Source organism: Streptomyces sp. NPDC057249 (genome assembly GCF_042669245.1).
In the GTDB taxonomy this organism is placed as follows: Bacteria; Actinomycetota; Actinomycetes; order Streptomycetales; family Streptomycetaceae; genus Streptomyces.
This window is the reverse complement of the sequence record NZ_JBHUXS010000001.1, coordinates 655,658-678,533: the sequence shown is the minus strand read 5'-3', so window position 1 is coordinate 678,533 and position 22,876 is coordinate 655,658. Positions and strand designations below refer to the sequence as shown.

The following is a 22,876-nucleotide window of genomic DNA, read 5'->3' as shown; positions in this document are numbered from 1 at the left end:
CCGGCCGTCAGCTGTCCGTCTTCGGCCGGGTGAGGTCGTAGAAGGTGGCGCTGCCCGCCGTCACCTCCGTGAAGTTCGCCTCCACCCAGGAGGAGATCTGTGCGGCGGTGCCACTGCCGCCCATGCCGCCGCCCATGCCACCGCCCGAGATGAAGTAGTGGATGCGGCCGTCCTCGACGTACGCCTTGAACTGGGCGAGCGTCGGGGACGGGTCGCTTCCGTTGAAGCCGCCGATCGCCATGACGGGCTCCTCGGTGGCGAGTTGGTAGCTCGCGGCGTTCTGGGAGCCGATGGCCGCGGCGGCCCAGGTGTATGCGTCGGCGTTCTTCTCCAGGAGCGCCTCGGCCTCGGAGCCGACGGACGCGCCGTCGAGGAGGCCGCCCATGCCGCCTGGTCCGCCGCGCTCACCCGTGGTCGACGCGGTGCCGGGCCGGCCGTTCCGGGCGGGGGCCCGGCCCTGGTTCCCGCCCTGGTTCCGGCCTTGGCCGGGCGGGTTGCCGGCGGGGGGCTGCCCCGTGGCGCCGGTCTGCCGGCCGGTGCCGTCCTGGCCCGGGGGCTGCGTGCCGCCGCCGCCCGGCCCGCCGCCCCGGCCACCGCCTCCTCCTGGTCCGCCCATCCCGCCCGAGGACGGGCCGGCCGTCACGATGGAGCCCTGGTGGCCCGTGTTCAGGGTGCTCACGGTGTACGCGGCCGGCCCGGCGAGCGACGCGGCGAAGCCCAGCACCACGGTGAGCAGGGCCAGTCGGCGGCCGAGCCGGGCCGCGAGCAGCAGGCCCGGCGCCGCCACGAGACCGGTGACGAGGACGGCCGTCCGCAGCCACGGCTGGTAGTCCGGGGTGCGGCCGAGGAGGACGTACGCCCAGTACGCCGTGGCCGCGACGGTGCCCGCCAGCGCGGCGCCCGCCCACCCCTGGGCCCGCTCCTCCCACAGGACCGTGACGCCCATGCCGATCAGCGCGGCCAGGTAGGGCGCCAGGGCCACCGTGTAGTACTGGTGGAAGATCCCGGCCATGAAGCTGAACACGGCGGCCGTCATCAGCAGCGCACCACCCCACGCGAGGAACGCGGCCCGCGCGGTGTCCGTGCGCTTCGTGCGCCGGGTCAGCCAGATTCCGGCGACGAGCAGGATCAGGGCGGCGGGCAGCAGCCAGGAGATCTGGCCCCCCACCTCGGAGTTGAACATCCGGCCGATCCCGGTCTCGCCCCACTGACCGCCGCCGCCCCGGCCGCCCCCGCCGCCGACGCTGCCGGTCTCCTCGCCGTTGATCCGGCCGAGCCCGTTGTAACCGAAGGTCAGCTCAAGGAACGAGTTGTTCTGCGAACCGCCGATGTACGGGCGTGAGGAGGCCGGCCACAGTTCGACGGCCGCCACCCACCAGCCGCCCGCGCCGACCACGGCGAGCGCGGAGAGGCCCAGCTGCCCGAACCTCTTCCGTACCGGGACCGGCGCGCACACCGCGTACAGCACGGCCAGCGGCGGCAGGATCAGGAACGCCTGAAGGGTCTTCGACAGGAACGCGATGCCCACCGCGACGCCCGCCCACACCAGCCACTTCGTACGGCCCTTCTCCATCGCGCGGAGCACGCAGTGGACGGTGACCGTCATCAGCAGCGCGAGCAGCGCGTCCGGGTTGTTGAAGCGGAACATCAGCGCGGCGACGGGCGTCAGCGCGAACACCGCCATGGCGATGAGCCCGGCGGCGGCACTGAACCGGCGCCGCACGGTCGCGTACAGCACCCCGGCCGTCGCGGCGGCCATCACCACCTGCGGAGCGAGGACCGCCCAGGAGCTGAGCCCGAAGACCCGCACCGACAGGGCCATGGGCCACAGGGCGGCCGGCGGCTTGTCGACGGTGATGGCACCGGCCGCGTCGAGCGAGCCGAAGAAGAACGCCTTCCAGCTGCGGCTGCCGGCCTGCACGGCGGCGGAGTAGAAGGAGTTGGCGTAGCCGGAGGCGCTGAGGTTCCAGAGGTACGCCAGCGTGATGACGAGCAGCAGCGCCAGGAAGGCGGGACGCACCCAGGGCGCGTCCTCGGCCCGGCCGCGCCAGATCCGGCGGGGCAGGGAGGCACCGGCCCGTGCGTGCCCCGGGGACGTGTCCGGCCGGGCTGCCCGGGCGTGGGCGGGGTCGAGCGTGGTCATCGGACGTTCCTCGGGTCGGGGGTGGTTTCGGTGGCGGCGGGCGCGGGAACGGCGGCGTCACGCACGGGGTTTGCCGGGTCGGCGGCCGGGAAGGTCGCGGCCGGGCCGGGGGCCGTCCCCGCGTTTCCGCGCTCCCGGTCCGGGAAGACCCAGGCGCGGAACAGCAGGAACCGCAGCACCGTCGCCGCGAGGTTCGCCGCGACGAGCACCGCGAGTTCGGTGCTGTGCGAGGGCGAGCCGGAGGCCGCGCCCAGGGCCGCCAGCGAACCGCTGGTGAGGACGAGCCCGATAGCGAAGACCACGAGGCCCTGCGCCTGGTGACGGACCGCGCCGCCCCGGCCGCGCACCCCGAAGGTGAGCCTCCGGTTCGCGGCGGTGTTCGCGACGGCCGAGACCAGCAGCGCGGCCCCGTTGGCGAGCTGGGGCCCGGTGCCGAGCCGGCAGAGGGAGTACAGCGCCAGGTAGAACAGCGTGGAGAGGGCACCCACGACGCAGAACCCGACGAGCTGCCGGGCGAGCCCGCCGGGCACCCCGCCGATCGCCCGGTCGCGCGGATCGTCCCCGAAGGGCCGCGCCAGCCGGTCCAGCGGCAGCGCGCCGACGGCCAGCGCCCGGCCCACCCGCCACACGCCCTTCAGGTCCTCGGTGGCGGTCCGGACGATGTGGACCGTGGAGTCGGGGTCGTCCACCCAGTCGACGGGCACCTCGTGGATGCGCAGCCCGGCCCGTTCGGCGAGCACCAGCATCTCGGTGTCGAAGAACCAGCCGGTGTCCTCCACCATCGGCAGCAGCCGCTGCGCGACCTCCCGCCGGATCGCCTTGAACCCGCACTGCGCGTCACTGAACCGCGCGGCGAGCGACGAGCGGAGGATGATGTTGTACGCCCGCGAGATGAACTCCCGCTTCGTCCCCCGCACCACCCGCGAACTCCGCGTGAGCCGCGTCCCGATGGCGAGGTCGGAGTGCCCGGAGATGAGCGGCGCGACCAGCGGCAGCAGGGCGTTGAGGTCGGTGGACAGATCGACGTCCATGTACGCGAGCACCGGCGCGTCCGAGTGCGTCCATACGGTGCGCAGTGCCCGCCCGCGCCCCTTCTCCTCCAGCCGCACCGACCGCACCCCCGGCAGCGACCGCGCCAGCCGCTCCGCCACCTCGGGCGTCCGGTCGGTGCTCGCGTTGTCGGCGACGGTGATCCGGAACGCGTACGGGAAGGTGCGGCGCAGGTGCGCGTGCAGCCGCAGCACGCACGGTTCGAGGTCCTCCTCCTCGTTGTAGACGGGTACCACCACGTCGAGCACGGGCGCACCCGCCGCGCCCCCCACCCCGGCCAGGAGGTGGTCCCGGGCCGGCAGGGCGCTCCAAGGAGTCTCTGTTCGCATGCCTTCGACCGTCGCCAACGGCGCTGTCACGGGCGTGTGCTGAGGCTGTGGCGGGCCTGTGAGCCCGCGGACGGGTGCTGCCGCGGCGCTTGCGGACGCGGCCGCCGCGATCCCAGGGGGTGACCGCGGACGACGTCTACGGGGCGATGCGGCCGCTCAAGGACGAGCCCGTCGGCGCGGGGCGCACGCCGGTGGAGGACACGGCGGCGGCGCTGACCCCTCCGCGTCCGCCCGCTCCGCCGGCAGCCGCACCGCGAACACCGTCTCGCCCGGGACCGACCGCACCTCCACCGCGCCGCCGTGGGCCGTCACCACCGCCTGGACGATCGCCAGGCCGAGGCCCGTGGAGCCGGCGTGACGGGAGCGGGAGGCGTCGCCCCGGGCGAAGCGTTCGAAGACGTGGGGGAGCAGGTCCGGGGGGATGCCGGGGCCGTCGTCCTGGATCTCCACGGTGACCCAGGGGGCGGCTGGGCCGGCCAGGACGCGGGCGGTGACCGTGGTGCCCGGCGGGGTGTGGGTGCGGGCGTTGGCCAGGAGGTTGACCAGGACCTGGTGGACGCGGGCGGGGTCGGCGCGGACCGTCGCGGGGGCGTCCGGCAGGTCCAGCCGCCAGTGGCGGGCGGGCCCGGCGCGGTCCGCCGCGCGGGCGTCGCTCACCGCGTCCACGACGAGCGGCGAGAGATCGGTGCTCTCGTACGAGAGCGGGCGGCCCGCGTCCAGGCGGGCGAGCAGGAGCAGGTCCTCGACCATGCCCGTCATCCGCTGGGACTCCGCCTCGATGCGCCCGAGGGCGTGCCGGGTGTCCGGGCCGGGGTCCTCGCCGCCGCGCCGGGTGAGTTCGGCGTATCCGCGTATCGAAGCCAGCGGGGTCCGCAGTTCGTGGCTGGCGTCCGCGACGAACCGGCGCACCCGCGTCTCGCTGCGCTGCCGCGCGTCCAGGGCCGAACCCACGTGCCCCAGCATCCGGTTCAGCGCAGCGCCGACCTGGCCCACCTCCGTGCGCGGGTCCGCCTCGGCGTCCGGCACGCGTTCGAGGAGGTCCACCTCACCGCTGTGCAGGGGGAGTTCGGAGACGCGGGTCGCCGTCGCCACCACCCGGCGCAGGGGGCGGAGCGCCACACCGACGATCGCCGCGCCCGCGAGCCCCGCCGCGACGAGCCCCGCGCCGGTCACGCAGACCTCCACCAGGATCAGGGTGCCCAGCGCACGGCTCACCTCGGTGGTGGGGATGCCGACGAGCACCGTGGCGCCGTCGTCCGCCGGCACCGCCCGCACCCGGTAACCGCCCAGGCCGGGCAGCTCCAGGTCGTGCGCGCGGTCGTCCGCCGTCACACCGGCCGCCGTCACGGCGTCCCGCTGGGCGGCGGTCAGCGGTTCGGTGTTCTCACCGGCGGCGAACCCGCCGTCCTTCACGACGGCCGAGTCCGTGATCTGCCCCCGCTCGACCAGCGCGCCGAAGGTCTCCAGCGGCTGGCCGCCCATGCCGATGAAACCGAGCGGATCATGCTCCGGGGACGTTTTCGGGCCCCCGGGCGCGGGAACACCCGGCACCCGCTGCGCCCGGACCGCGATGTCCCGCAGCTGGTCGTCGAGTTTGCCGTACAGGTAGCTGTGGAACGCGATCGCGGTGACCGAGCCGATCACGGCGGCGACGACGGCGATCAGCGTCACCGCCGAGACCACGAGACGGGTGCGCAGAGTCCACGGCCGCCGCACCCCGCTACTCACCGGGCTTGATCAGGTACCCCGCCCCGCGCCGCGTGTGGATCATGGGCGCGCGGCCCGCGTCGATCTTCTTGCGCAGGTAGGAGATGTACAGCTCGACCACGTTGGCCTGGCCGCCGAAGTCGTAGTTCCAGACCCGGTCCAGGATCTGCGCCTTGCTGAGCACCCGGCGCGGGTTGCGCATCAGGAACCGCAGCAGCTCGAACTCGGTCGCCGTCAGGTGGATGTTCCTCCCGCCCCGGCTCACCTCGTGGCTGTCCTCGTCCAACATCAGGTCGCCCACGACGAGCTGCGACTCGCCGCGCGCCGCCGCCGTACCCGACCGCCGGATCAGGCCGCGCAGCCGGGCCACGACCTCCTCCAGGCTGAACGGCTTGGTGACGTAGTCGTCGCCGCCCGCCGTGAGCCCGGCGATCCGGTCCTCCACGGAGTCCCGCGCGGTGAGGAACAGCACCGGCACGTCGGACAGTTCCCGCCGCAGCCTGCCGAGGACGGCGAGCCCGTCCATGTCGGGCAGCATCACGTCGAGGATCACCACGTCGGGCCGGAACGAGCGGGCCGTGCGCACGGCGGCCGTGCCGTTTCCCGCGCTGCGCACCTCCCAGCCCTCGTAACGAAGCGCCATCGACAGCAGCTCCGTCAGCGAAGCCTCGTCGTCCACGACCAGCACCCGCACGGGGGTGCGGTCCGGCCTGAGCAGTTCGGTACGCCCCTGGGGCGAGGTCGTCGTCGTCATGACGCCAGCCTGTGAGACGGCTCTGAGAGAGTTCTTTTCCGTTTCTGTGAATTCCCTGAGAAAGCCGCAGCGGGGTCCTCAGACGCCGAACAGCGCCTTCGCGTTGTCGTGGCAGACCGCCCGGAGCCAGTCGTCGCCGAGCCCCAGGCGTTCCAGGGCGTGCAGCTGGTGGGCGTACGGGTACGGGATGTTGGGGAAGTCCGTGCCCAGCAGCACCCGGTCGCCGAGGGCGGCGAGGCGGCCGTGCTCCGACGGCGGGAACGGGCTGAGGTCCTCGATGAAATCGGTGAACGCCATCGTCGTGTCGAGCCGGACCTCGGGGTACGCCTCCGCGAGCGTCAGGAACTCCGCGTACTCCGGCATCCCCAGGTGCGCCACGATCACCCGCAGCCGGGGGTGCCGGGCGAGGACGCGGCCGATGGGGCCGGGGCCGGTGTGCCTGCCGGGCGCCGGGCCCGAGCCGCAGTGCGTCACGACCGGGACGCCCGCCTCCGCGAGCAGGCCCCACACCGGGTCGAGCAGGGGGTCGGTCGGGTCGTACGCCCCGACCTGGAGGTGCGCCTTGAAGACCCGGGCCCCTGCCTCGACGGCCTCCCGTACATAGCGCCCGGCGTCCGGTTCGGGGAAGAAGGTCGCGGTGTGCAGGCAGTCCGGCGTCCGGGCGGCGAATCCGGCCGCCCAGTCGTTCAGCCAGACCGCCATCCCCGGCTTGTGCGGGTACAGCATCGACGTGAAGCGGAGCACCCCGAACGAACGGAGCAGAGCGAGCCGTTCCGCCTCCTCGTGCCGGTAGGCGATCGGCCACTCCATCCCGGTCAGCGGACCCGCGGAGTCGAAGTACGCCCACACCTTGCGCAGGACCCGCTCCGGCATGAAATGCGTGTGCACGTCGATGAGCCCGGGCAGCCCGAGCCGCTGCCGGAACCGCACCACGTCGTCGTGATCGTCACCCATACGGCCGACCATCTCAGAACAGCCCGTCCTGCGCCGCCCCACCCCCCACCACGACGGTCGGCACGCTCGCCCCGGGCGCGTCCGCCCCGGCCGCCGCCAGCGTCCAGCCGGTCATCAGCCGCGTGTCCACGATGACGAGGCCCTGCGGGCCCGTGTCCAGGTGCAGATCGGGTCCGGCCGCCGCGACGAGCCTGCCCGCCACCGCGCCGCCGTCCACCAGGCCGGCCACCGCGCGGACGGGCACCGGCCGGGGCGGCCCCCCGGCGCCCGGCACATCGCCGGACCCCGCCCCCAGCCCGAAGACCCGCGCGTGGTCCACCGCCGCGAACGGCAGCCGCTCCAGCGCCTCCGGCCGGCCGGCGCCCTCCAGGGCCGCCGCCCTGCCGTACAGCTCCGCGACCTCGGCGGCCCGCTCCGCCGGGTCCGGGAGGGCCGCCCGCACCTCCCGCTTACGGGCGTACGGGATGCGGTCCGGGACCCCGAGGGCCGCCCGCAGCACCTCCTCGGTCCGGCGCGCCGCCATCAGCGGCCCCCGGCCCAGCCAGCTGAAGACCACCGCGCCCTGCTCGCGCAGCCGCGCCGCGCCCCGCTCCTCGGCGGTGATCCCCACCTTCACCATGCCGGGCCCGAACCACGCGAGGTACACCCGGTACGTGCGGCGGTCGTCCGGAATCGTGTCGGCGGCCACCGAGTGCGCCCGGTCGAGCCGCCCGCACTCCGGGCAGCGCCCGCCCGTGGAGCCCGCCGGGACCACGGCACCCAGCGGGCACGCGTTGCCCCGGGCCCCGGAACAGCGCCGCTCGCCGGACGCCCGGAAGCCGAACCCCGTGCCGTACGCCAGGACGCTCGCCCGCGTCCGCATCCCCTTGCGCCAGCCCAGCGCGGGGCCGTCGGAGCCCTCGGGCCAACGGAGGCCGGTGCACTGCCAGTCCATGTCCGCACCCTACGGGCGGGCACTGACAACGGGCCCGGGGCTACGATTCCGGGCATGACGACCGTGCAGGACGTGGACCGGTTCGAGGCGGCCAGGCCCCGGCTGGAGGCCATCGCCTACCGCCTCCTGGGCTCGGCGAGCGAGGCCGAGGACGCCGTGCAGGACACCTACCTGCGCTGGCAGGCCGCCGACACCGGGCGGATCGAGGTCCCCGAGGCGTGGCTGACCAAGGTCCTCACCAACCTCTGCCTCAACCAGCTCACCTCCGCCCGCGCCCGCCGCGAGACGTACGTGGGCGCCTGGCTCCCCGAACCGCTGCTCGCCGGGGACCCGATGCTCGGCCCCGCCGACACGGTGGAGCAGCGCGAGTCGGTCTCGTACGCCGTGCTCACGCTCATGGAACGGCTGACACCGGGCGAGCGGGCCGTGTACGTGCTGCGCGAGGCGTTCGGCTATCCGCACCGGGAGATCGCGGAGATCCTGGAGCTGAGCGAGTCCGCCGTGCAGCAGGTCTACCACCGGGCGAAGAAGCACATCGCCGACGGCCGGACGCGCACCGAGGTGGACGAGGCCGCCGCCCGCCGGGTCATCGAGGAGTTCCTGCTCGCCGCCGCCGGCGGCCGCACCGAGCCGCTCGTGGAGCTGCTGACCTCCGACGCGATCTCCCTCGGGGACGGCGGCGGCAAGGTGCCCGCCCGCGCCAAGGCGTTCGAGGGCGCGAAGGCCGTCGCGACGTTCATGCGCGGCCTGCTCAAGCCGGGCAAGGCGAAGACCGCGTACACCGGCGGTTCCGTCGAGCTGCACATGACCCACGCCAACGGCTCCACCGCCGTGCTGGCGGTCGTCGGCGAACAGGTCATCGGCGTCATGTGCGTGGAAGTCACTCCGGAGGGGATCGCCGCGTTCCGCAACCAGGTCAACCCGGACAAGCTGGAACGCGCGACCCGGCAGTGGGCGGCCATGGCCCACGGAAAGCCGCTGCTCACAGCCTTCTGAGCGCCCGGTGACCCAGGTCACACCTGTCTCCTGTCAGGAAAGCGCGGGCTACCCGGTTCAAGGGGCGAGAAACCACCCCGCAGGGGCGCGACCGCGCGAGACAGGAGCAGGCACATGCAGCAGCACCGCATCATCGTCCTCGGAGCCGGATACGCCGGAGCCATCGCGGCGGGGCGCGTCGCCAAGCGGCTGCGCCGCGAGGACGTCACCGTCACCCTCGTCAACGCGGCGCCCGACTTCGTGGAGCGCGTCCGCATGCACCAGCTCGCGGCGGGCCAGGACCTCAAGCCCCGCCCGTTCACCGAGATGTTCGCCGGGACGGGCGTGGAGCTGAAGGTCGGCCGGGTCACCGCCGTCGACGTCGACCGCAAGGCGGTCACCGTCGAGAGCCCGGACGGCGAGGAGGAACTGGCGTACGACTCCCTCGTCTACGCCCTCGGCAGTGCCTGGAACACCCAGGGCGTCCCCGGGGCCGCCGAGCACGCCCACGAGATCGCGAGCCGCCCCGGCGCACTCCGGCTGCGCGACCGGCTGGCCGCCCTCGCACCCGGACAGCCCGTGCTGATCGTCGGCGGCGGGCTGACCGGCCTCGAAGCGGCGACCGAGTTCGCCGAGGCGCGCCCGGATCTCGACATCGCCCTCGCCGCGCGCGGCGGCCTCGGCGACTGGCTCTCGCCCAAGGGCCGCGCGCACGTCCGCAAGGTCTTCGCCCGGCTCGGGATCACCGTCCACGAGAACACCGCCGTCGCGGAGGTCGGCGCCGGTCACGTCACCACGGCCGAGGGCACCTCGTTCCCGGCGGCGGTCACCGTCTGGACGACCGGCTTCGCGGTCCACCCGCTCGCGGCGGCCACCGCCCTGGAGACCTCTACGAGCGGCCAGATCGTGGTCGACGCGACCATGCGCTCGGTCTCGCACCCCGATGTGTACGCGATCGGGGACGCGGCCCTCGTCGCCGGCCCCGGCGGCAAGCCGCTGCGGATGTCCTGCGCCTCGGGCGTCCCCACCGCCTGGCAGGCCGCCGACGCCCTCGCGGCCCGCCTCACCGGCACCAAGATCCCGTCCACCCCGCTGCGCTACTTCAACCAGTGCGTCTCCCTGGGCCGCAAGGACGGCCTCATCCAGTACGTCACCGCCGACGACCGCGCGGTCAGGGCGGCGCTGACGGGCCGGCTCGCCGCCGTCTACAAGGAGCTGGTCTGCAAGGGCGCCGCCTGGGGCGTGGCCAACCCGACGACCGGCCTGCCGACCCGCCGCCGCCCGGTCGCGATCTCCGCCCTGTCCTCGCCGGTGGAGGCCGCAGAGCGGTGACGGGGCATCCGGATCGCCCCCTTCGCGGGCCCCCAGAACTACTCCTCCTCGACAGCCTCACTTGCGGCCTGCGGTACAAGTTCAGGTAGCACGTAGACCCGCAAGCACCCGTCCACGCCGAACATGTCGATCAGCAGAGAAAGATGGGCACGGGCCGCGCTGCGGCCGATGCTGTCGTTGGTGGTCATCCGCACCCCTCCAGTTCAGCCCAGACGATCTTGCCCCAGCGGCGCTCGCCCGTGCCCCAGTTGGATGCCACAGCCGCCACGAGTAACAGGCCCCGCCCACCTTCGTCGCTGTCGCCCACCTGACGTTCAACGGGCAGCGCACGGCTGAAGTCCGTAACAGCTACGCGGACCGCGCGAGGAGCGGTGCGCTCCACGACTACGCGGATGGAGTCCCGGCGGGCGTGCCTCACGGAGTTGGCGACGAGTTCACTCACGATCAAGGCGCAGTCGTCGGCCAGCTCTTCCAGGCCCCAACAAGCCAGGGCGGTATCGGTGAAACGTCTGGCGGCAGCGGCGCTCTCCGGCTTGCGCGGCATCGCCTGGCTGTACCCGGGAGGCCCGATGGGGCGGGCCTGCGCTGTAGCTTGCGGCATGTCGGTCTGCTCTCTCAGATCGGCCGAGCCCCGGGGCCGGTCGCACGGCTGCCGGGGCACTGTCCGCTCATGTAAGCGACCTGCGAGAAGGGGTTACAGGGGCGCTGCGTCCCACTTTCAGGACGCTAAGCGCAGATTCCAAGAAACTCGGCCAGCGACCGCAGGCCGACAGGGTGGTTGGGCAAGGACCAAAGATCCCGAACGATGGCCACGGCCAAGGTGTGGTGCTGCATCCACGTCGGTGCCACACGGCGTAGCGATTCCAGAGTCTTTACGGCTCCGGCCGCGTCCCCGGTGTCCGTGTGCGCTCGTGCCACGTCCAGAAGCAGCCACGTCCGCCAGGACGGCGGAGTGTCCTTGCTCAGCCGCATCCCCTTGGCCAGGGCCAGAGCATCCTGCGGGTGTCCGTACTGGACGGCCAGCCGAACACGCTCAATCCGCACAGAGGACGGGCTGAAGACGCTGACCATCCGGTTGTCACCGCCGTGAGGCAGCGTGGCGACGCGCGCGGCCTCCTTCTCCGCCGCCGCCATCATCGCCGCCGCACGCTCGTAGTCCCCGCTCCGAGCGGCGGACGTGGCAGCACTCATGGTCAGCGCTCCCCACACCTTCAGCCCGTCCACGGTGTCGAGGCGCCCCGCGCTGACCATCTCGTCAGCGGTACGCAGCGCGATGCCCAGCGCGTCGTCCAGACGGCCCTGCCGCTGGTACGTCCAGGCCGTGGAGTTGACGATCATCGGCACGAGCAGCGGATCGGCCGACTGCCCAGCCGCCGCTATCGCGCGCTCCAGACTGATGAGAGCGAGATCGGTCTTCCCCATCCGCACGGCGACATGCCCCGCAAGCTGAAGCGCCTTGCCCAGAGCACCGAAGCCGGCCCCCTGCACATCTCCGTCGGATGAAGCGGTGGCTGCGCGCGCATCCGAAATGAGCTCCGGCAGGGCCGTCATCACCGCATCGAACTCGGCGGAGTGGTACTGCGTCCACCCCTCCGCGATCCGTTCACGCAGCCGCTCCATCGCAAAGCCGTCCCCGGGCGGCTCCAGGTCCGGCCCCCAGAGCGCGGGCATGATGGCGCGCCGCACCGCCACGAAGCGCGGCCCGTCGTTCTCCCCCGAGGACGCGACAGCAGGCGGGTCCCCCAGAAGCGTGGTGAGCTCAACGCCAAGACCGTTCGCGAGCGCGTGCAACGTGGGGAGACGTGCCGACTGCTTCCGCCCCTGCTCAAGCTGCCTGATCACATCGACGGACACCCCCGCCCGCTCGGCCAGCTCTTCCTGCGTCAGCGAGGCCAACCGCCGCAACCGCCGCAGAGTCCGCCCCAGATCATCGTTCGCCACGCGGCCACGGTACGCCTGCGATCCGGCACGGACAGTAGGACGAGCGCGACGGACCTCCGTCCGTCCCAGCACAAAACGCAAGAGGCCCGGACTCTCGTCCGGGCCTCTTATCTATGTGCACTCGGCAGGATTCGAACCTGCAACCTTCTGATCCGTAGTCAGATGCTCTATCCGTTAAGCTACGAGTGCTTGTGCTTCCGGGGTTTTTTCTGCCCCGTCGGCGTTGCGAGAACAACATTACATGACCTGCGCCGGGACGCGAAATCCATTGCCCGCACCCCGCCTGAACTGGGTGAACGCCAGGAACGGCCGAAGCCCCGGTCCTGGGGACCGGGGCTTCGGTGTGGTGCGGAGGCGGAGGGATTTGAACCCTCGATGGGGGGTAAGCCCCAAACCGCATTAGCAGTGCGGCGCCATAGACCGGACTAGGCGACGCCTCCAGCGCAACGCCCGCGCGAGCGCGGGTGGTGCGTGCAGATGATGACACAGCTGCACGCTGCGCCACCAATCGCGGCCTACGGTACTAGGCGGGCGGCCACGAGAGCAAAGCGGTTGGCGTGCGCAACGCCGGGGCCGGTGGCGCGTTAGGCAGGGCGGGGGCGCCGCCCCCGCAGTTCTTCCGCCACAGGAGTCCGCCATGATGCGCCGTCTCGCTCTCACCGCCGTCGCCTCCCTCGCCGCACTGTCCGCCGCCGCGCCCGCCGCCACCGCCGCGTCCGGGCCCCTCCCGCTGCCGCTGTCCCTGCCGCTCCTCCAGGACGACGGCGCGGGGACGCGGCTCACCGTGGTCGTCGCCGGGTCGGGGAACCCGGAGGCCGACGGCAGGTACGAGCTGGAGTGCGCGCCGGCCGGGGGGAGCCACCCGGTCGCGGCGCAGGCGTGCGAGCGGCTGGATCAGCTGGAGGGCGAGGGGGCGGACCCGTTCGCGCCGGTTCCCGGGGACGCGATGTGTACGCAGCAGTACGGCGGGGAATCCACCGCCCGGGTCACCGGCACCTGGCACGGCCGCCACGTCGACGCCTCGTTCAGGCGGACCAACGGGTGCGAGATCGCCCGGTGGAACGGTCTGCGGCCGGTCCTGCCGAACGTGCGGTGAGCAGGCCCGAGGCCGGTCGGCCGGGCACCGCGGCGTGCGGTGCGACTCGGAGCCGTACAAGGTACGCACCAAACCTTGGTGAGAGCTCCCCCTCATCCGCAGTCCCACGCCCCGCCCCTGCCTTTAGACTCCTTCAGTGACAGCCTGAGGCCCGAGGGGCAAGATGGGGCCGCTGTCGGCAAGGTGCAGTAATCAGGGAGGAAGCGTCGTCGTGAGCAGCAGGCCATCCCGAGGCGCTGCTCGCCTCGCAGCCATACTCGACGCCCTTCCGGACGGGCTTCTGCTCGTCAACTGCAACGGTACGGTCGTCAACGCCAACACCATCGCCCTCGAAATGTTCGAGTCGCCGGGCACCGCGCTCGTCGGCCGCGGGCTGCTCGATCTGCTGCCGGAGTTCGACTCCAAGCTGATCCCGGGGTCGATGCGCCGGCCCGAGGCTGCGGACGAGCGAGGCCGTACCAAGCCGACGCGCATGATCGCGCGCCGTACCGACGGCAACGAGTACCCCGTCGAGGTGACCAGCGCCAGCCTGGAGGACGGGCAGGCGGCGTACAAGGACGTCCAGGGCTCGTACGGGGGCAGCTACACCGGTGACGAGCTGCTGATGCTCGTCGTGCGCGACCTCTCCGGCACCGTCGACACCGAGGCCGAACTGGCCCGCTCGCAGCGCCAGACCGAGATGATCCTGCGCGCCGCCGCCGAGGGTGTCGTGGGTACGGACACCGACGGCCGGGTCGTCCTGGTCAACCCCGCCGCCGCGCAGATCCTCGGTTTCCGCGCCAGCGACCTCGGCGGCCAGGAGCTGCACCCGCTGATCCTGCACTCGCGCGCGGAGGGCGAGCCCTTCCCGTACGAGGAGTCCCCCCTCGCCGACACGCTGAAGTCGGGACGCAAACACCGGGTGCGCGGGCAGGTTCTGTGGTCCAAGAGCGGGGAACAGGTGCCGGTCGACCTGACCACCGCCCCCGTCCGCGACGGCGACCAGCTCGTCGGCGCCGTGATGACGTTCACCGACCGCCGGCCCTACGAGGAGCTGGACAAGCGGCGCAAGGACGAGGTCGCGGAGCTGACCGCGAACCACACCGCCGCCGTCGCCGAGCTGACCGCGAACCACACCGCGACCGTCTCCGAGCTCACCGAGCGGCACACCGCCGAGCTCGCAGCCGCCGAGGAGGCCCACGCCGCCGAGCTGGCCGACCGCACCGAGCGTTACGCCTCCGAGCTGGAGGAGCAGGCCGAACGGCTGACCGATCTCACCGCCCGGCACACCCAGCTGACCGCCGTGCTCGGCGAGTCGCTGCGCGGCCCCCTGGAGGAGCTGCGCCGTGAGCTCTCCACGCTCGCCGCCGACCCCGCCGGCCAGCTGTGGCCCGAGGCGAACCAGATCCTGCACCACCTGGCCGCGGGCTACGCGCGCATGACGACGCTCATCGACAACGTGCTGGGTTACCAGCGCCTCGACGCCGGCGCCGAGGCGCTGGTCAAGACGCGTGTCCTGCTCGACGGCGTCGTCACGGCCGGCATCGACGCCGCGGTCGAGCTGATCGGGCCCGGCCGCGCCCAGTTCGCCGTGCACGCCCCGCCGATCGAGGCCGAGGTCGACGCCGGACGCCTGGTGACCGCCCTCGCCCACCTCGTCGCGGACGTCGCCGGCGTCGATTCGACCGGCAAGGCCCGTCTCGTGCCCGGTGGCGGTTACGTCGACTCAACCGTCGTGGTCGCCGCCGCCCAGCGCGGCGACGTCGTACGCATCGAGGTGCGCGGACCGTTCGCCGGCGGAGACCCGGTGCACGTGCCCATCGTCAGCGGCATCGTCGGCGCGCACGGCGGTGTGCTCCAGACGCACGAGATGCCGGGCATGAGTGGCAGTGCGTACGTGCTGGAGGTGCCGATCGGCGCGGGTGCGGGGACCGTGACACCCCCCGAGCCGCCCCCGGTGCCTCAGGTGGAGGCGGCTCCGCCGGTGGCACCCGCGCCTCTTCCCGCCGGGGAGACCGGCCATGCGGGCCCGGCGCCGGTGGTGTCGGACGCGCCCGAGGCGGGCAGGGGGCGGCGCCGTGCGCGGCGCTCTTCCACCGACGCCTTCCTGGACAGCCCCATGGGCGGCTCCGACGGCAGCGGCGAGCTGGAAGCGGCCCCCGGGGACACCGGTGCGTCCGCCCCGACCGGGCGCCGGCGTGCGCGCCGTGCCGCCCCCGCCGCCGAGGCGGCCGGCCCGAACGAGCTGATCCCCGCCCAGCAGGCCGAGGGCTCCGGGCGCCGTCGTGGGCGGCCCAGCCCCGCCGAGACGGGCGCGCAGCCGGCCCAGCCCGCCCCGGGCCCGGCCCTCGCGCTCCCCGCGGCCGCTCCGTCGGAGGGGTCCGTCGTGACCGCCGCCGAGGGCGCGCAGGGCGGCCGGCCGCAGCGCGGGCACACGGTGCCCCCGCAGGGCGTTCCGGCCGGGGCGCAGGTCCCGGTCCCGGCCGGCGGACACCGGGCGAACCCGGGCGACGAGGGCCGTCTCGCCCTTCCCCCCGTCGTGAACGCCGTCGAGTCCGCCGCCCCCGCCGCCTTCTCGAACCTCGACGACGCCGCCCGCCCGGCCCCCGGCCCTTCGCCCTCGCCCTCGCCGGGGCTGCCCGCGCCGGCACCGCAGCCGACCGGGCGCCGCCGCCGCGCGTTGGCCGCCGCCCAGGAACGGGCCGCCGCCGCCGAGTCCGGACCGCGCGTCCCCTTCGCCCTCCCGCCCGCCGACGCGGACCGGGTGGCCCCGGGTGCCGGGGCGCCGGACGGGTCCTTGGGCTTGGGCACGGAGGGCGCGGGCGCGATCGGGGTGCCGGGTCCTGGTCCTGGCGGTGCGCCGGAGGACGCTGCGCCGGGTTCGCACGGCGCCGGTGTGGGTACGGAGGTGGCCGCCGCAGGCGGTTCGCATGGCGCCGGTGTGGGTATGGACGAGGCTTCCGCGCCCGGTTCCGACCACGTCGGTATGGGTAGGGGCGCGACCCCCGCGCCCGGTTCCCACGGCGCCGGCATGGGTACGGACGAGGCTGCCGCATCCGGTTCGCACGACGCCGGCATGGGTAGGGGCGCGGCTCCCGCGCCCGGTTCCCCCCACGTCGGCATGGGCAGGGACGAGACCCCCGCAGACGGTTCGCACGGTGCCGGCATGGGTACGGGCCCGGCCGGGCCCTCCGCGTACCAGCCCGGTGCCGGGCTGCCCGGCGCGCCGGACGCCAACGTCGGCGCCCCCGCCACGCCCCCTCCCGGCGCCCCGGCCGGCACGCCGGAGCACGCCCCCGTACCGCCGCAGGCCCAGCCCGCCCCCACCGGCCGGCGTCGCGCCCGCCACGGGGACACGGGTGCGCAGGAGGCGCGGCCCGCGCCGTTCGCGCTGCCCGCCCAGGCCGCACAGCCCGCACCGTTCGCGCTGCCCGCCCAGCCCGCACCGCCCGCACCGCCCGGCCCGGCCGCCGAAGCCGCACCGCCCGCTCCCGCCGCCCCCGGGCTCGGCGCCCCCGGCGCACGGCCGGAGCAGCCGGCCCCCGGCGCCCCGGCCGACCTGCCCGCGCCGCCCGCGCACCCCGGCGGCTGGGAGGACGACGACGCCTCCGGGCAGGGGCCCGCCGCGCCGGAGACGCAGAGCACCGGACGTACGGCCCACACCACCGGCACGGCCACCCCCGCCGGTCCCCCGGCCCGCCCCCGCACGCTGGCGCCCGCACCCGACGCGCGGCGGCAGCCGCTGCCCGCCGAGGCGCCGATGCCGGGCGGGTCCGACTCGACGCAGGGGCGTGCGTTCAGCGTGCGCACGCTGGGGCAGGGCGTGCCGTTCGCCCAGCACGTCGCCCACCAGCAGAACCAGACCCTGGGCGGCGGCAGCAGCGTCGGCAGGCGCCGGAAGCTGGCCGCGCCGCCGGAGCCCGAGCCCGGGCAGGACAAACGCCCCGCGCCGCCCGCCCCGGCCCCCGCGGCCCCGCAGCCCGGGCCCGCGGCGTCCGCCACCGCACCCCCCGCCCCCACCGTGCACGGGCAGGGGTCGGGGCAGCTGCTCTCCGCACCCGCGGCCGAAGGGCGCGCGTACGCCATCGGCGCACCCGACCAGGACGCGGCCGAGGGGCCGGAGCCGCTGGACGGCCCCGGTGGCGCGGTCGAGGTCGCCAACCGCCCCTCCCCGCAGCCGGTCGACGACGAACTGCCCCCCGAGCCGCTCGACAACCCGCGCCGACTGCTCGTCTGGCCCGCACCCGACGTCCCGACGCAGCAGGCGCTGAGCGACCGCGGATACCGGCCGGTGATCGTGCACTCGCGCGAGGAGGTGGACGCGCAGATCGCGGCCTTCCCCGCCGCGCTCTTCGTAGACCCGCTGACCGGGCCGATCACCCGAAAGGCGCTCCAGTCCCTGCGGCAAGCGGCGGTCGCCGCCGAGGTGCCCGTACTGGTGACCGCGGGACTGGGGCAGGCGTCACGGGAGGCGGCGTACGGTGCCGACCCGGCCGTACTCCTGAAGGCGCTCGCGCCGCGCGACAGCGAACAGCACCCGCCGCGCGTCCTGCTGACCGAGGAGCACCAGGAGATCGCCGCCGCGCTGACGGAGACGCTGGAACGGCGGGGCATGCAGGTCGCCTGCGCGGCGACGGACAGCGAGGCCGTCGCGCTGGCGACCCGCATGCGGCCGAACCTGGTGGTGATGGACCTCATGCAGGTACGCCGCCGCCGGGCCGGCATCGTGGACTGGCTGCGTGCGAACGGCCGGCTGAACCGCACCCCGCTGGTCGTCTACACCTCAGCCGGCATCGACGAGGCGGAGCTGCCGCGCCTCGGCTCGGGCGAGACCGTGCTGTTCCTGGCGGAGCGCTCCACGAGCGACGAGGTGCAGTCCCGCATCGTCGACCTGCTCGCGAAGATCGGCACCAACTGACCGTCGTACGGCTACAGATACGAATACAGCTCCGGATACAGAGACAGACGCATACGACGAGGGCGGTACGGGAACGCACCCGTACCGCCCTCGTGCTGTCCGGACGGTGGACCGGACGACGGATCAGAGCTGCGTGATGTCCAGCTCGCCCTGCGCGTACTGCTTGCGGATGACCTTCTTGTCGAACTTGCCGACGCTCGTCTTCGGGACAGCCGGAATGACCGACCAGCGCTCCGGCAGCTGCCACTTCGCGATGCCGGACTCGGCGAGGAACGCCCGCAGCGCCTCGTAGTCGGCGGTGGCGCCCTCCTTGAGGACGACGGTGGCGAGCGGACGCTCACCCCACTTCTCGTCCGGGACGGCGACGACGGCGGCCTCCGCGACGTCCGGGTGGGCCATCAGCGCGTTCTCCAGCTCGACGCTGGAGATCCACTCGCCACCGGACTTGATGACGTCCTTGGCCCGGTCGGTGAGCGTGAGGAAGCCGTCCGCGCTGATCACGCCGACGTCACCGGTCTTCAGCCAGCCGTCCTCGCTGAACTTGTCCGCGGGCCGCAACGCCTCGCCGTCCGCGCCGCCGTAGTAGGCACCGGCGATCCAGGCGCCGCGCACCTCCAGCTCACCGGCCGACTCGCCGTCCCACGGCAGGTGCTCACCGGCCGGGCCGACGAGGCGCGCCTCGACACCGGCCGGGAAGCGACCCTGGGTGACGCGGTAGGGCCACTCCTCCTCCGGGGTCAGTCCGGCGGGCGGGTTGGCCATGGTGCCGAGCGGCGAGGTCTCCGTCATGCCCCAGGCGTGGCAGAGGCGGACGCCCAGCTTGTCGTACGCCTCCATGAGGGAGGGCGGGCAGGCGGCGCCGCCGATCGTGACGTTGGCCATGGAGGTGAGGTCGCGCGGGTTGGCGGTGACCTCGGCGAGCAGCCCCTGCCAGATGGTGGGGACGGCGGCGGCGTGCGTCGGGCGCTCGCGCTCGATCATGTCGGCGAGCGGGGCCGGCTGGAGGAAACGGTCCGGCATCAGCATGTTGACGCCGGACATGAACGTCGCGTGCGGCAGCCCCCAGGCGTTCACGTGGAACTGCGGGACCACGACGAGGGTGGTGTCCTTGTCGGTCAGGCCCATCGACTCGGACAAGTTGACCTGCATGGAGTGCAGGTAGATCGAACGGTGGGAGTAGACGACGCCCTTCGGGTCCCCCGTCGTACCGGAGGTGTAGCACATCGCGGCGGCCTGGCGCTCGTCCAGTTCCGGCCAGTCGAAGCTGGTGGGGCGGCCGGCGAGCAGCTCCTCGTAGTCGTGCACGCGCACCGTCGCGCCGTCCAGGACGGAACGGTCGCCGGGACCCGCGACGATCACGTGTTCCACCGACGTCAGCTGGGGAAGCAGCGGCGCGATGAGCGGCAGCAGGGAGCCGTTGACGATGACGACCTTGTCGTCGGCGTGCTTGACGACCCAGACCAGCTGCTCGGCGGGCAGTCGGAGGTTGAGCGTGTGGAGAACGGCGCCCATGGACGGGATGGCGAGGTACGCCTCCACGTGCTCCGCGTTGTTCCACATGAGCGTGGCGACACGCTGATCGGCGTCGATCCCGAGCTCGTCGCGCAGGGCGTTGGCGAGCTGGGTGGCGCGCCGGCCGATCTCCGCGAAGCTGCGCCGGTGCGGCTCCGGCTCTCCGGTCCAGGTCGTGACCTGCGACTTCCCGTGAATCGTCATCCCGTGCGTCAGGATGCGGGTGACAGTCAGCGGTACGTCCTGCATGGTGCTGAGCACGGCGTCCTCCCGGTGGGCGCTACGCGGCAGTAGGGTTCCGCTGATTCTGCGCACATACCGCTTGGTATGTCACTACTTCCGGGAGCACGAATCGGTGTCGCCCCGCAATGTCACACCGCCCGGGACCGGGCCGGATCGCACTGTTCCGCCTCAGTGGCGCACCCGGCTCAGCGGTCCGACGTCAGCTCCGGGTCCTGGCGCAGCTTGCCGAGCGCCCGGGAGACCGCGCTCTTGACCGTGCCGACGGACACCCCGAGCACCTCGGCGGTCTGCGCCTCGCTCAGGTCCTCGTAGTAGCGGAGGACGACCATCGCCCGCTGGCGGGCCGGCAGCTTCAGGACCGCGCGCCACATCGCGTCGTGCAGCGACTGCCGCTCGGCGGGGTCGGGGCCGGGGACGGCCTCCTGCTCGGGCAGCTCGTCGCAGGCGAACTCGTCGACCTTGCGCTTGCGCCACTGCGAGGTCCTGGTGTTCAGCAGGGCCCGGCGGACATAACCGTCGAGGGCACGGTGGTCCTCGATCCGGTCCCAGGCGACGTAGGTCTTGGTGAGCGCGGTCTGCAGCAGGTCCTCGGCGTCGCTCGGGTTGGCGGTGAGCGAGCGCGCCGCCCGCAGCAGCACCGGGCCGCGCGCCTGCACGAACGACGTGAACGAGGGGTACGGGACGTGCGGTGCCGACGCGCGCGCGGCGTGCGCGGCGCGGCCGAAGGTGCCGGGCGTGCGCGCCGGGGCTGCGGTGCGCGCCGGCGCGTAAGTGCGTACCGCGGCCGACGTGCATGCCGGTGCGGCTCCCCCGTGGGTGCCCGAGCGGACTGGCGTGGTCATGGCTCCACGCTAGAAGCGGGGCCCGCCTCCCAAATCGCCCCCAGGTCCCGAAACCGCGTCCGCCTCAGGGTGTAGGACCGGGTCCCCCTCCACCTCCTGTAGGTGGAGGAGCCGGTACCCGGGTCCTCAGGGTCGGCCCCGAGGCCCCGGGCACCGCCCCGGTGCGGACGGCGGACGGCCCGCCCGTACGCCGGAGCGGCGTACGGGCAGGCCGTCGGATGCGTCCGTCGCGGCCCGGCCCCCCGACCGGGCCGCGAACGGCGCGGGGCTCACCAGAGGTTCGTGAAGTTCACCGCCAGGTAGTGCGTGGACTGGTCGATGTCGGTGAAGCCGGACCCGTTCACCTGCGCGGAGTTGCTCTGGTTCGACGCTCCGGCGCCCGTCGCCTGCTGCTGCGAGGTCGAGGAGTTGCCCGCGTTGTCCCGGCCGACCCCGCTGCCGCTGATCGTGGCCACGCCCGCGTTCGATCCGCTGCTCGCGAACGAGCCGTTGTCCGCCTGGGCCACTCCACCGAGGAGAACGGCGGCCAGAGGCAGCGCGGCAACGACGGCGAGGGCACGAGCGGTACGGATGCTTGCCATGTCTGTTCCTCCAGGAACCGGAAGTAGGGCTGAGGCTGAACCCGGGCCGGCGGCCGACCGCCCGGTGCTGATCACGACGTCGCGGACCAGAACTGCCCACCGCGACCCCGGCGAACCACCCACAGCTTCCGGTTCCCCCGCAAGCGTGAGGAACGGAATCCAAACCCCTGACCTGGGGCGAACCACGCGCCCAGCGCCCGAACGGGGAAAGGCGGAGGCGGACCCGACCGGATTCGAACCGGCGTCCTCACGGTTTTGGAGACCGCGCGCGACGACCTCTGCGCTACGACCCCGCCCCCACCGCCCATCCTAAGAACCCCCGCACCCATACGAACGGCCCCCGACCGGTTCGCCCGGTCGGGGGCCGTTCACTGCGGTGGGTGTGGGATTTGAACCCACGGTGACTCGCGCCACGACGGTTTTCAAGAGAGTGCTGGGGGAAGCCCCTCGAACGCACCTGACGTGCATACTCGACCCCACCACCAGCCCTTGTGGGGCCACGCGGTCCACGCCGGGTCCACTGCGACCAGCACGGGCGCGATCGCACCGTCCCCAGTAGCCCTACAGGCGAAGCTCAGAGATCCTGCTGAGCAAGAGGTTGGTCTGCTGCTCCATGAGGCCGGCGCGTTCTCGGCTCAGCTCCTCAAACTGACCATGAGCCGCCGCATTCCGGAGTCCCCCGACTTGCTCAAGATCCTTCGCTTCCTGCTTGGTGATCAGCTCCTCCCGACGGAGAAGCTGCGAGTACGTGCTGAGCGAGGGGCGCTCGGGCAGTTCAAGCCCGCGGGCCTCAATCAGCGCCCGCAGTGCGCTCTCCAATGCTGCACCGCACAGCACGATGGCCGCAGCAGGATGGGTCTGCTTGTCATTCAGTAGCCGCCGTACCTGGCCCATCATGTCCGTGCTGATCAGTCCGACCTCCGACCAAGCGCGAGCACCCACGATTTCGCTGACGCCTGCTTCCACCTGGCGAACCCAGGTGAGCAGGACATCACCGACGGCGCGAGCTCCCGACTCAGTGGACTGGTTATCTCCCTTGCTTTGGTACACCTCAGCAGCACGGGAGGTCCAGAAGCTGTTTTCACCGGCGTACTGGCGCAGAAACTCCATGCCCGCGAACGCGTTGGCCATCAGAGCAGGAAGCTCCTGATGGTCCGATACCTGCCACCAGCCCCGACCGTCCCCGTTCCGACCGGGCTTCCACACCAGACCTTCTTGCAACGTCTGGGCCAGTGAGCGAGCGTACGAGAGGACCTGCTCCTGATTGGGCATATCAGCACTCCGACTGCAGCGATGGAGCTCTCAAGCATCGCTGCCGAAGGTTACGTGGGCATACGGTTTAAGAGAGTTACAGGAGACTGTCGGTATGGCCAAGGAGTACCGAGTCGGGATCGTATGCACCGATAGGGGCCAGCACGCGCGAGTCCGTCTGACGATGGCCCGACGCGAAGCTGATGGCAGCCATGGGATGACCCATGCCTTCAGATACTTCGCGTCACCCATGCGGGACGCCGAGCCTGGGTCCATGATGGGTCGCAGTTCATACATCTTCAGGTGCCCAGCATGCCCGCGTACGCCCCAGGTTG

17 protein-coding genes and 2 tRNA genes are annotated in these 22,876 nt (G+C 73.1%); 4 read left to right on the top strand and 15 right to left on the bottom strand.

All coding sequences use genetic code 11. The features are described from left to right. Nucleotides 1–7: 7 nt before the first annotated feature. The 6 genes from ACFUJY_RS03220 to ACFUJY_RS03195 form a co-directional block, all read right to left on the bottom strand. Entirely contained in the window at nucleotides 8–2,143 is a 2,136-nt protein-coding gene (locus tag ACFUJY_RS03220) for an ArnT family glycosyltransferase (RefSeq protein ID WP_383293642.1), read from the bottom strand. Further along, nucleotides 2,140–3,522, bottom strand: coding sequence for a glycosyltransferase (locus ACFUJY_RS03215; RefSeq protein ID WP_383293639.1), 1,383 nt, complete (start codon nucleotides 3,520–3,522; stop codon nucleotides 2,140–2,142). Before ACFUJY_RS03215 ends, ACFUJY_RS03220 begins: the two co-directional genes overlap by 4 nt. 156 nt (nucleotides 3,523–3,678) lie before the next feature. Next, complete coding sequence (locus ACFUJY_RS03210) at nucleotides 3,679–5,238, bottom strand: ATP-binding protein (protein WP_383293902.1); 1,560 nt, start codon at nucleotides 5,236–5,238, stop codon at nucleotides 3,679–3,681. Nucleotides 5,239–5,242: 4 nt separating this feature from the next. Further along, complete coding sequence (locus ACFUJY_RS03205; protein ID WP_383293636.1) at nucleotides 5,243–5,983, bottom strand: response regulator transcription factor; 741 nt, start codon at nucleotides 5,981–5,983, stop codon at nucleotides 5,243–5,245. Between the two features lie 78 nt (nucleotides 5,984–6,061). Then, nucleotides 6,062–6,937: an amidohydrolase family protein gene (locus tag ACFUJY_RS03200; protein ID WP_383293633.1), complete on the bottom strand. Its 876-nt coding sequence runs from the start codon at nucleotides 6,935–6,937 to the stop codon at nucleotides 6,062–6,064. A gap of 13 nt (nucleotides 6,938–6,950) precedes the next feature. After that, entirely contained in the window at nucleotides 6,951–7,871 is a 921-nt protein-coding gene (locus ACFUJY_RS03195) for a DUF2797 domain-containing protein (RefSeq protein ID WP_383293630.1), read from the bottom strand. A gap of 54 nt (nucleotides 7,872–7,925) precedes the next feature. On the opposite strand from ACFUJY_RS03195, the gene sigJ reads away from it, so the two are divergent. Continuing rightward, on the top strand, nucleotides 7,926–8,867 hold the full coding sequence (gene sigJ, locus ACFUJY_RS03190) for an RNA polymerase sigma factor SigJ (protein WP_383293627.1): 942 nt from the start codon (nucleotides 7,926–7,928) through the stop codon (nucleotides 8,865–8,867). Nucleotides 8,868–8,981: 114 nt separating this feature from the next. Then, the gene (locus tag ACFUJY_RS03185) at nucleotides 8,982–10,178 is read left to right on the top strand and encodes an NAD(P)/FAD-dependent oxidoreductase (RefSeq protein ID WP_383293624.1); all 1,197 of its coding nucleotides are present in this window, start codon (nucleotides 8,982–8,984) and stop codon (nucleotides 10,176–10,178) included. Nucleotides 10,179–10,216: 38 nt separating this feature from the next. On the opposite strand, the gene ACFUJY_RS03180 is transcribed toward ACFUJY_RS03185, so the two are convergent. From ACFUJY_RS03180 to ACFUJY_RS03160, 5 genes are all read right to left on the bottom strand, one after another. Next, entirely contained in the window at nucleotides 10,217–10,366 is a 150-nt protein-coding gene (locus ACFUJY_RS03180) for a hypothetical protein (RefSeq protein WP_383293622.1), read from the bottom strand. Further along, on the bottom strand, nucleotides 10,363–10,779 hold the full coding sequence (locus tag ACFUJY_RS03175) for an ATP-binding protein (protein WP_383293619.1): 417 nt from the start codon (nucleotides 10,777–10,779) through the stop codon (nucleotides 10,363–10,365). The genes ACFUJY_RS03180 and ACFUJY_RS03175 overlap by 4 nt, the downstream gene beginning before the upstream one ends. Before the next feature lie 125 nt (nucleotides 10,780–10,904). Then, nucleotides 10,905–12,119: a helix-turn-helix domain-containing protein gene (locus ACFUJY_RS03170; RefSeq protein ID WP_383293616.1), complete on the bottom strand. Its 1,215-nt coding sequence runs from the start codon at nucleotides 12,117–12,119 to the stop codon at nucleotides 10,905–10,907. A gap of 116 nt (nucleotides 12,120–12,235) precedes the next feature. After that, a tRNA-Arg gene (locus ACFUJY_RS03165) sits at nucleotides 12,236–12,308 on the bottom strand. Between the two features lie 160 nt (nucleotides 12,309–12,468). Further along, a tRNA-Ser gene (locus ACFUJY_RS03160) sits at nucleotides 12,469–12,559 on the bottom strand. Between the two features lie 197 nt (nucleotides 12,560–12,756). Between ACFUJY_RS03160 and ACFUJY_RS03155 the strand changes: the two genes are divergently transcribed. Together ACFUJY_RS03155 and ACFUJY_RS03150 are read left to right on the top strand one after the other, a co-directional pair. After that, on the top strand, nucleotides 12,757–13,215 hold the full coding sequence (locus ACFUJY_RS03155) for an SSI family serine proteinase inhibitor (RefSeq protein ID WP_383293613.1): 459 nt from the start codon (nucleotides 12,757–12,759) through the stop codon (nucleotides 13,213–13,215). Nucleotides 13,216–13,426: 211 nt separating this feature from the next. Beyond that, nucleotides 13,427–18,112 (top strand): PAS domain-containing protein, encoded by a 4,686-nt coding sequence (locus ACFUJY_RS03150; RefSeq protein ID WP_383293610.1) that lies wholly within the window; start codon nucleotides 13,427–13,429, stop codon nucleotides 18,110–18,112. Between the two features lie 123 nt (nucleotides 18,113–18,235). Here the strand turns inward: ACFUJY_RS03150 and ACFUJY_RS03145 are convergent, their stop codons facing one another. The 4 genes from ACFUJY_RS03145 to ACFUJY_RS03130 form a co-directional block, all read right to left on the bottom strand. Continuing rightward, nucleotides 18,236–19,885 carry a long-chain fatty acid--CoA ligase gene (locus ACFUJY_RS03145; RefSeq protein ID WP_383293607.1) on the bottom strand — a complete coding sequence of 550 codons (1,650 nt, stop codon included), beginning with the start codon at nucleotides 19,883–19,885 and terminating at the stop codon, nucleotides 18,236–18,238. A gap of 167 nt (nucleotides 19,886–20,052) precedes the next feature. Next, entirely contained in the window at nucleotides 20,053–20,709 is a 657-nt protein-coding gene (locus ACFUJY_RS03140) for a SigE family RNA polymerase sigma factor (RefSeq protein WP_383293605.1), read from the bottom strand. Nucleotides 20,710–20,978: 269 nt separating this feature from the next. After that, nucleotides 20,979–21,290, bottom strand: a complete 312-nt coding sequence (locus tag ACFUJY_RS03135) for a hypothetical protein (protein ID WP_383293602.1) — start codon at nucleotides 21,288–21,290, stop codon at nucleotides 20,979–20,981. Between the two features lie 561 nt (nucleotides 21,291–21,851). Further along, the gene (locus ACFUJY_RS03130) at nucleotides 21,852–22,421 is read right to left on the bottom strand and encodes a DUF4145 domain-containing protein (RefSeq protein ID WP_383293599.1); all 570 of its coding nucleotides are present in this window, start codon (nucleotides 22,419–22,421) and stop codon (nucleotides 21,852–21,854) included. Between the last annotated feature and the right edge of the window lie 455 nt (nucleotides 22,422–22,876).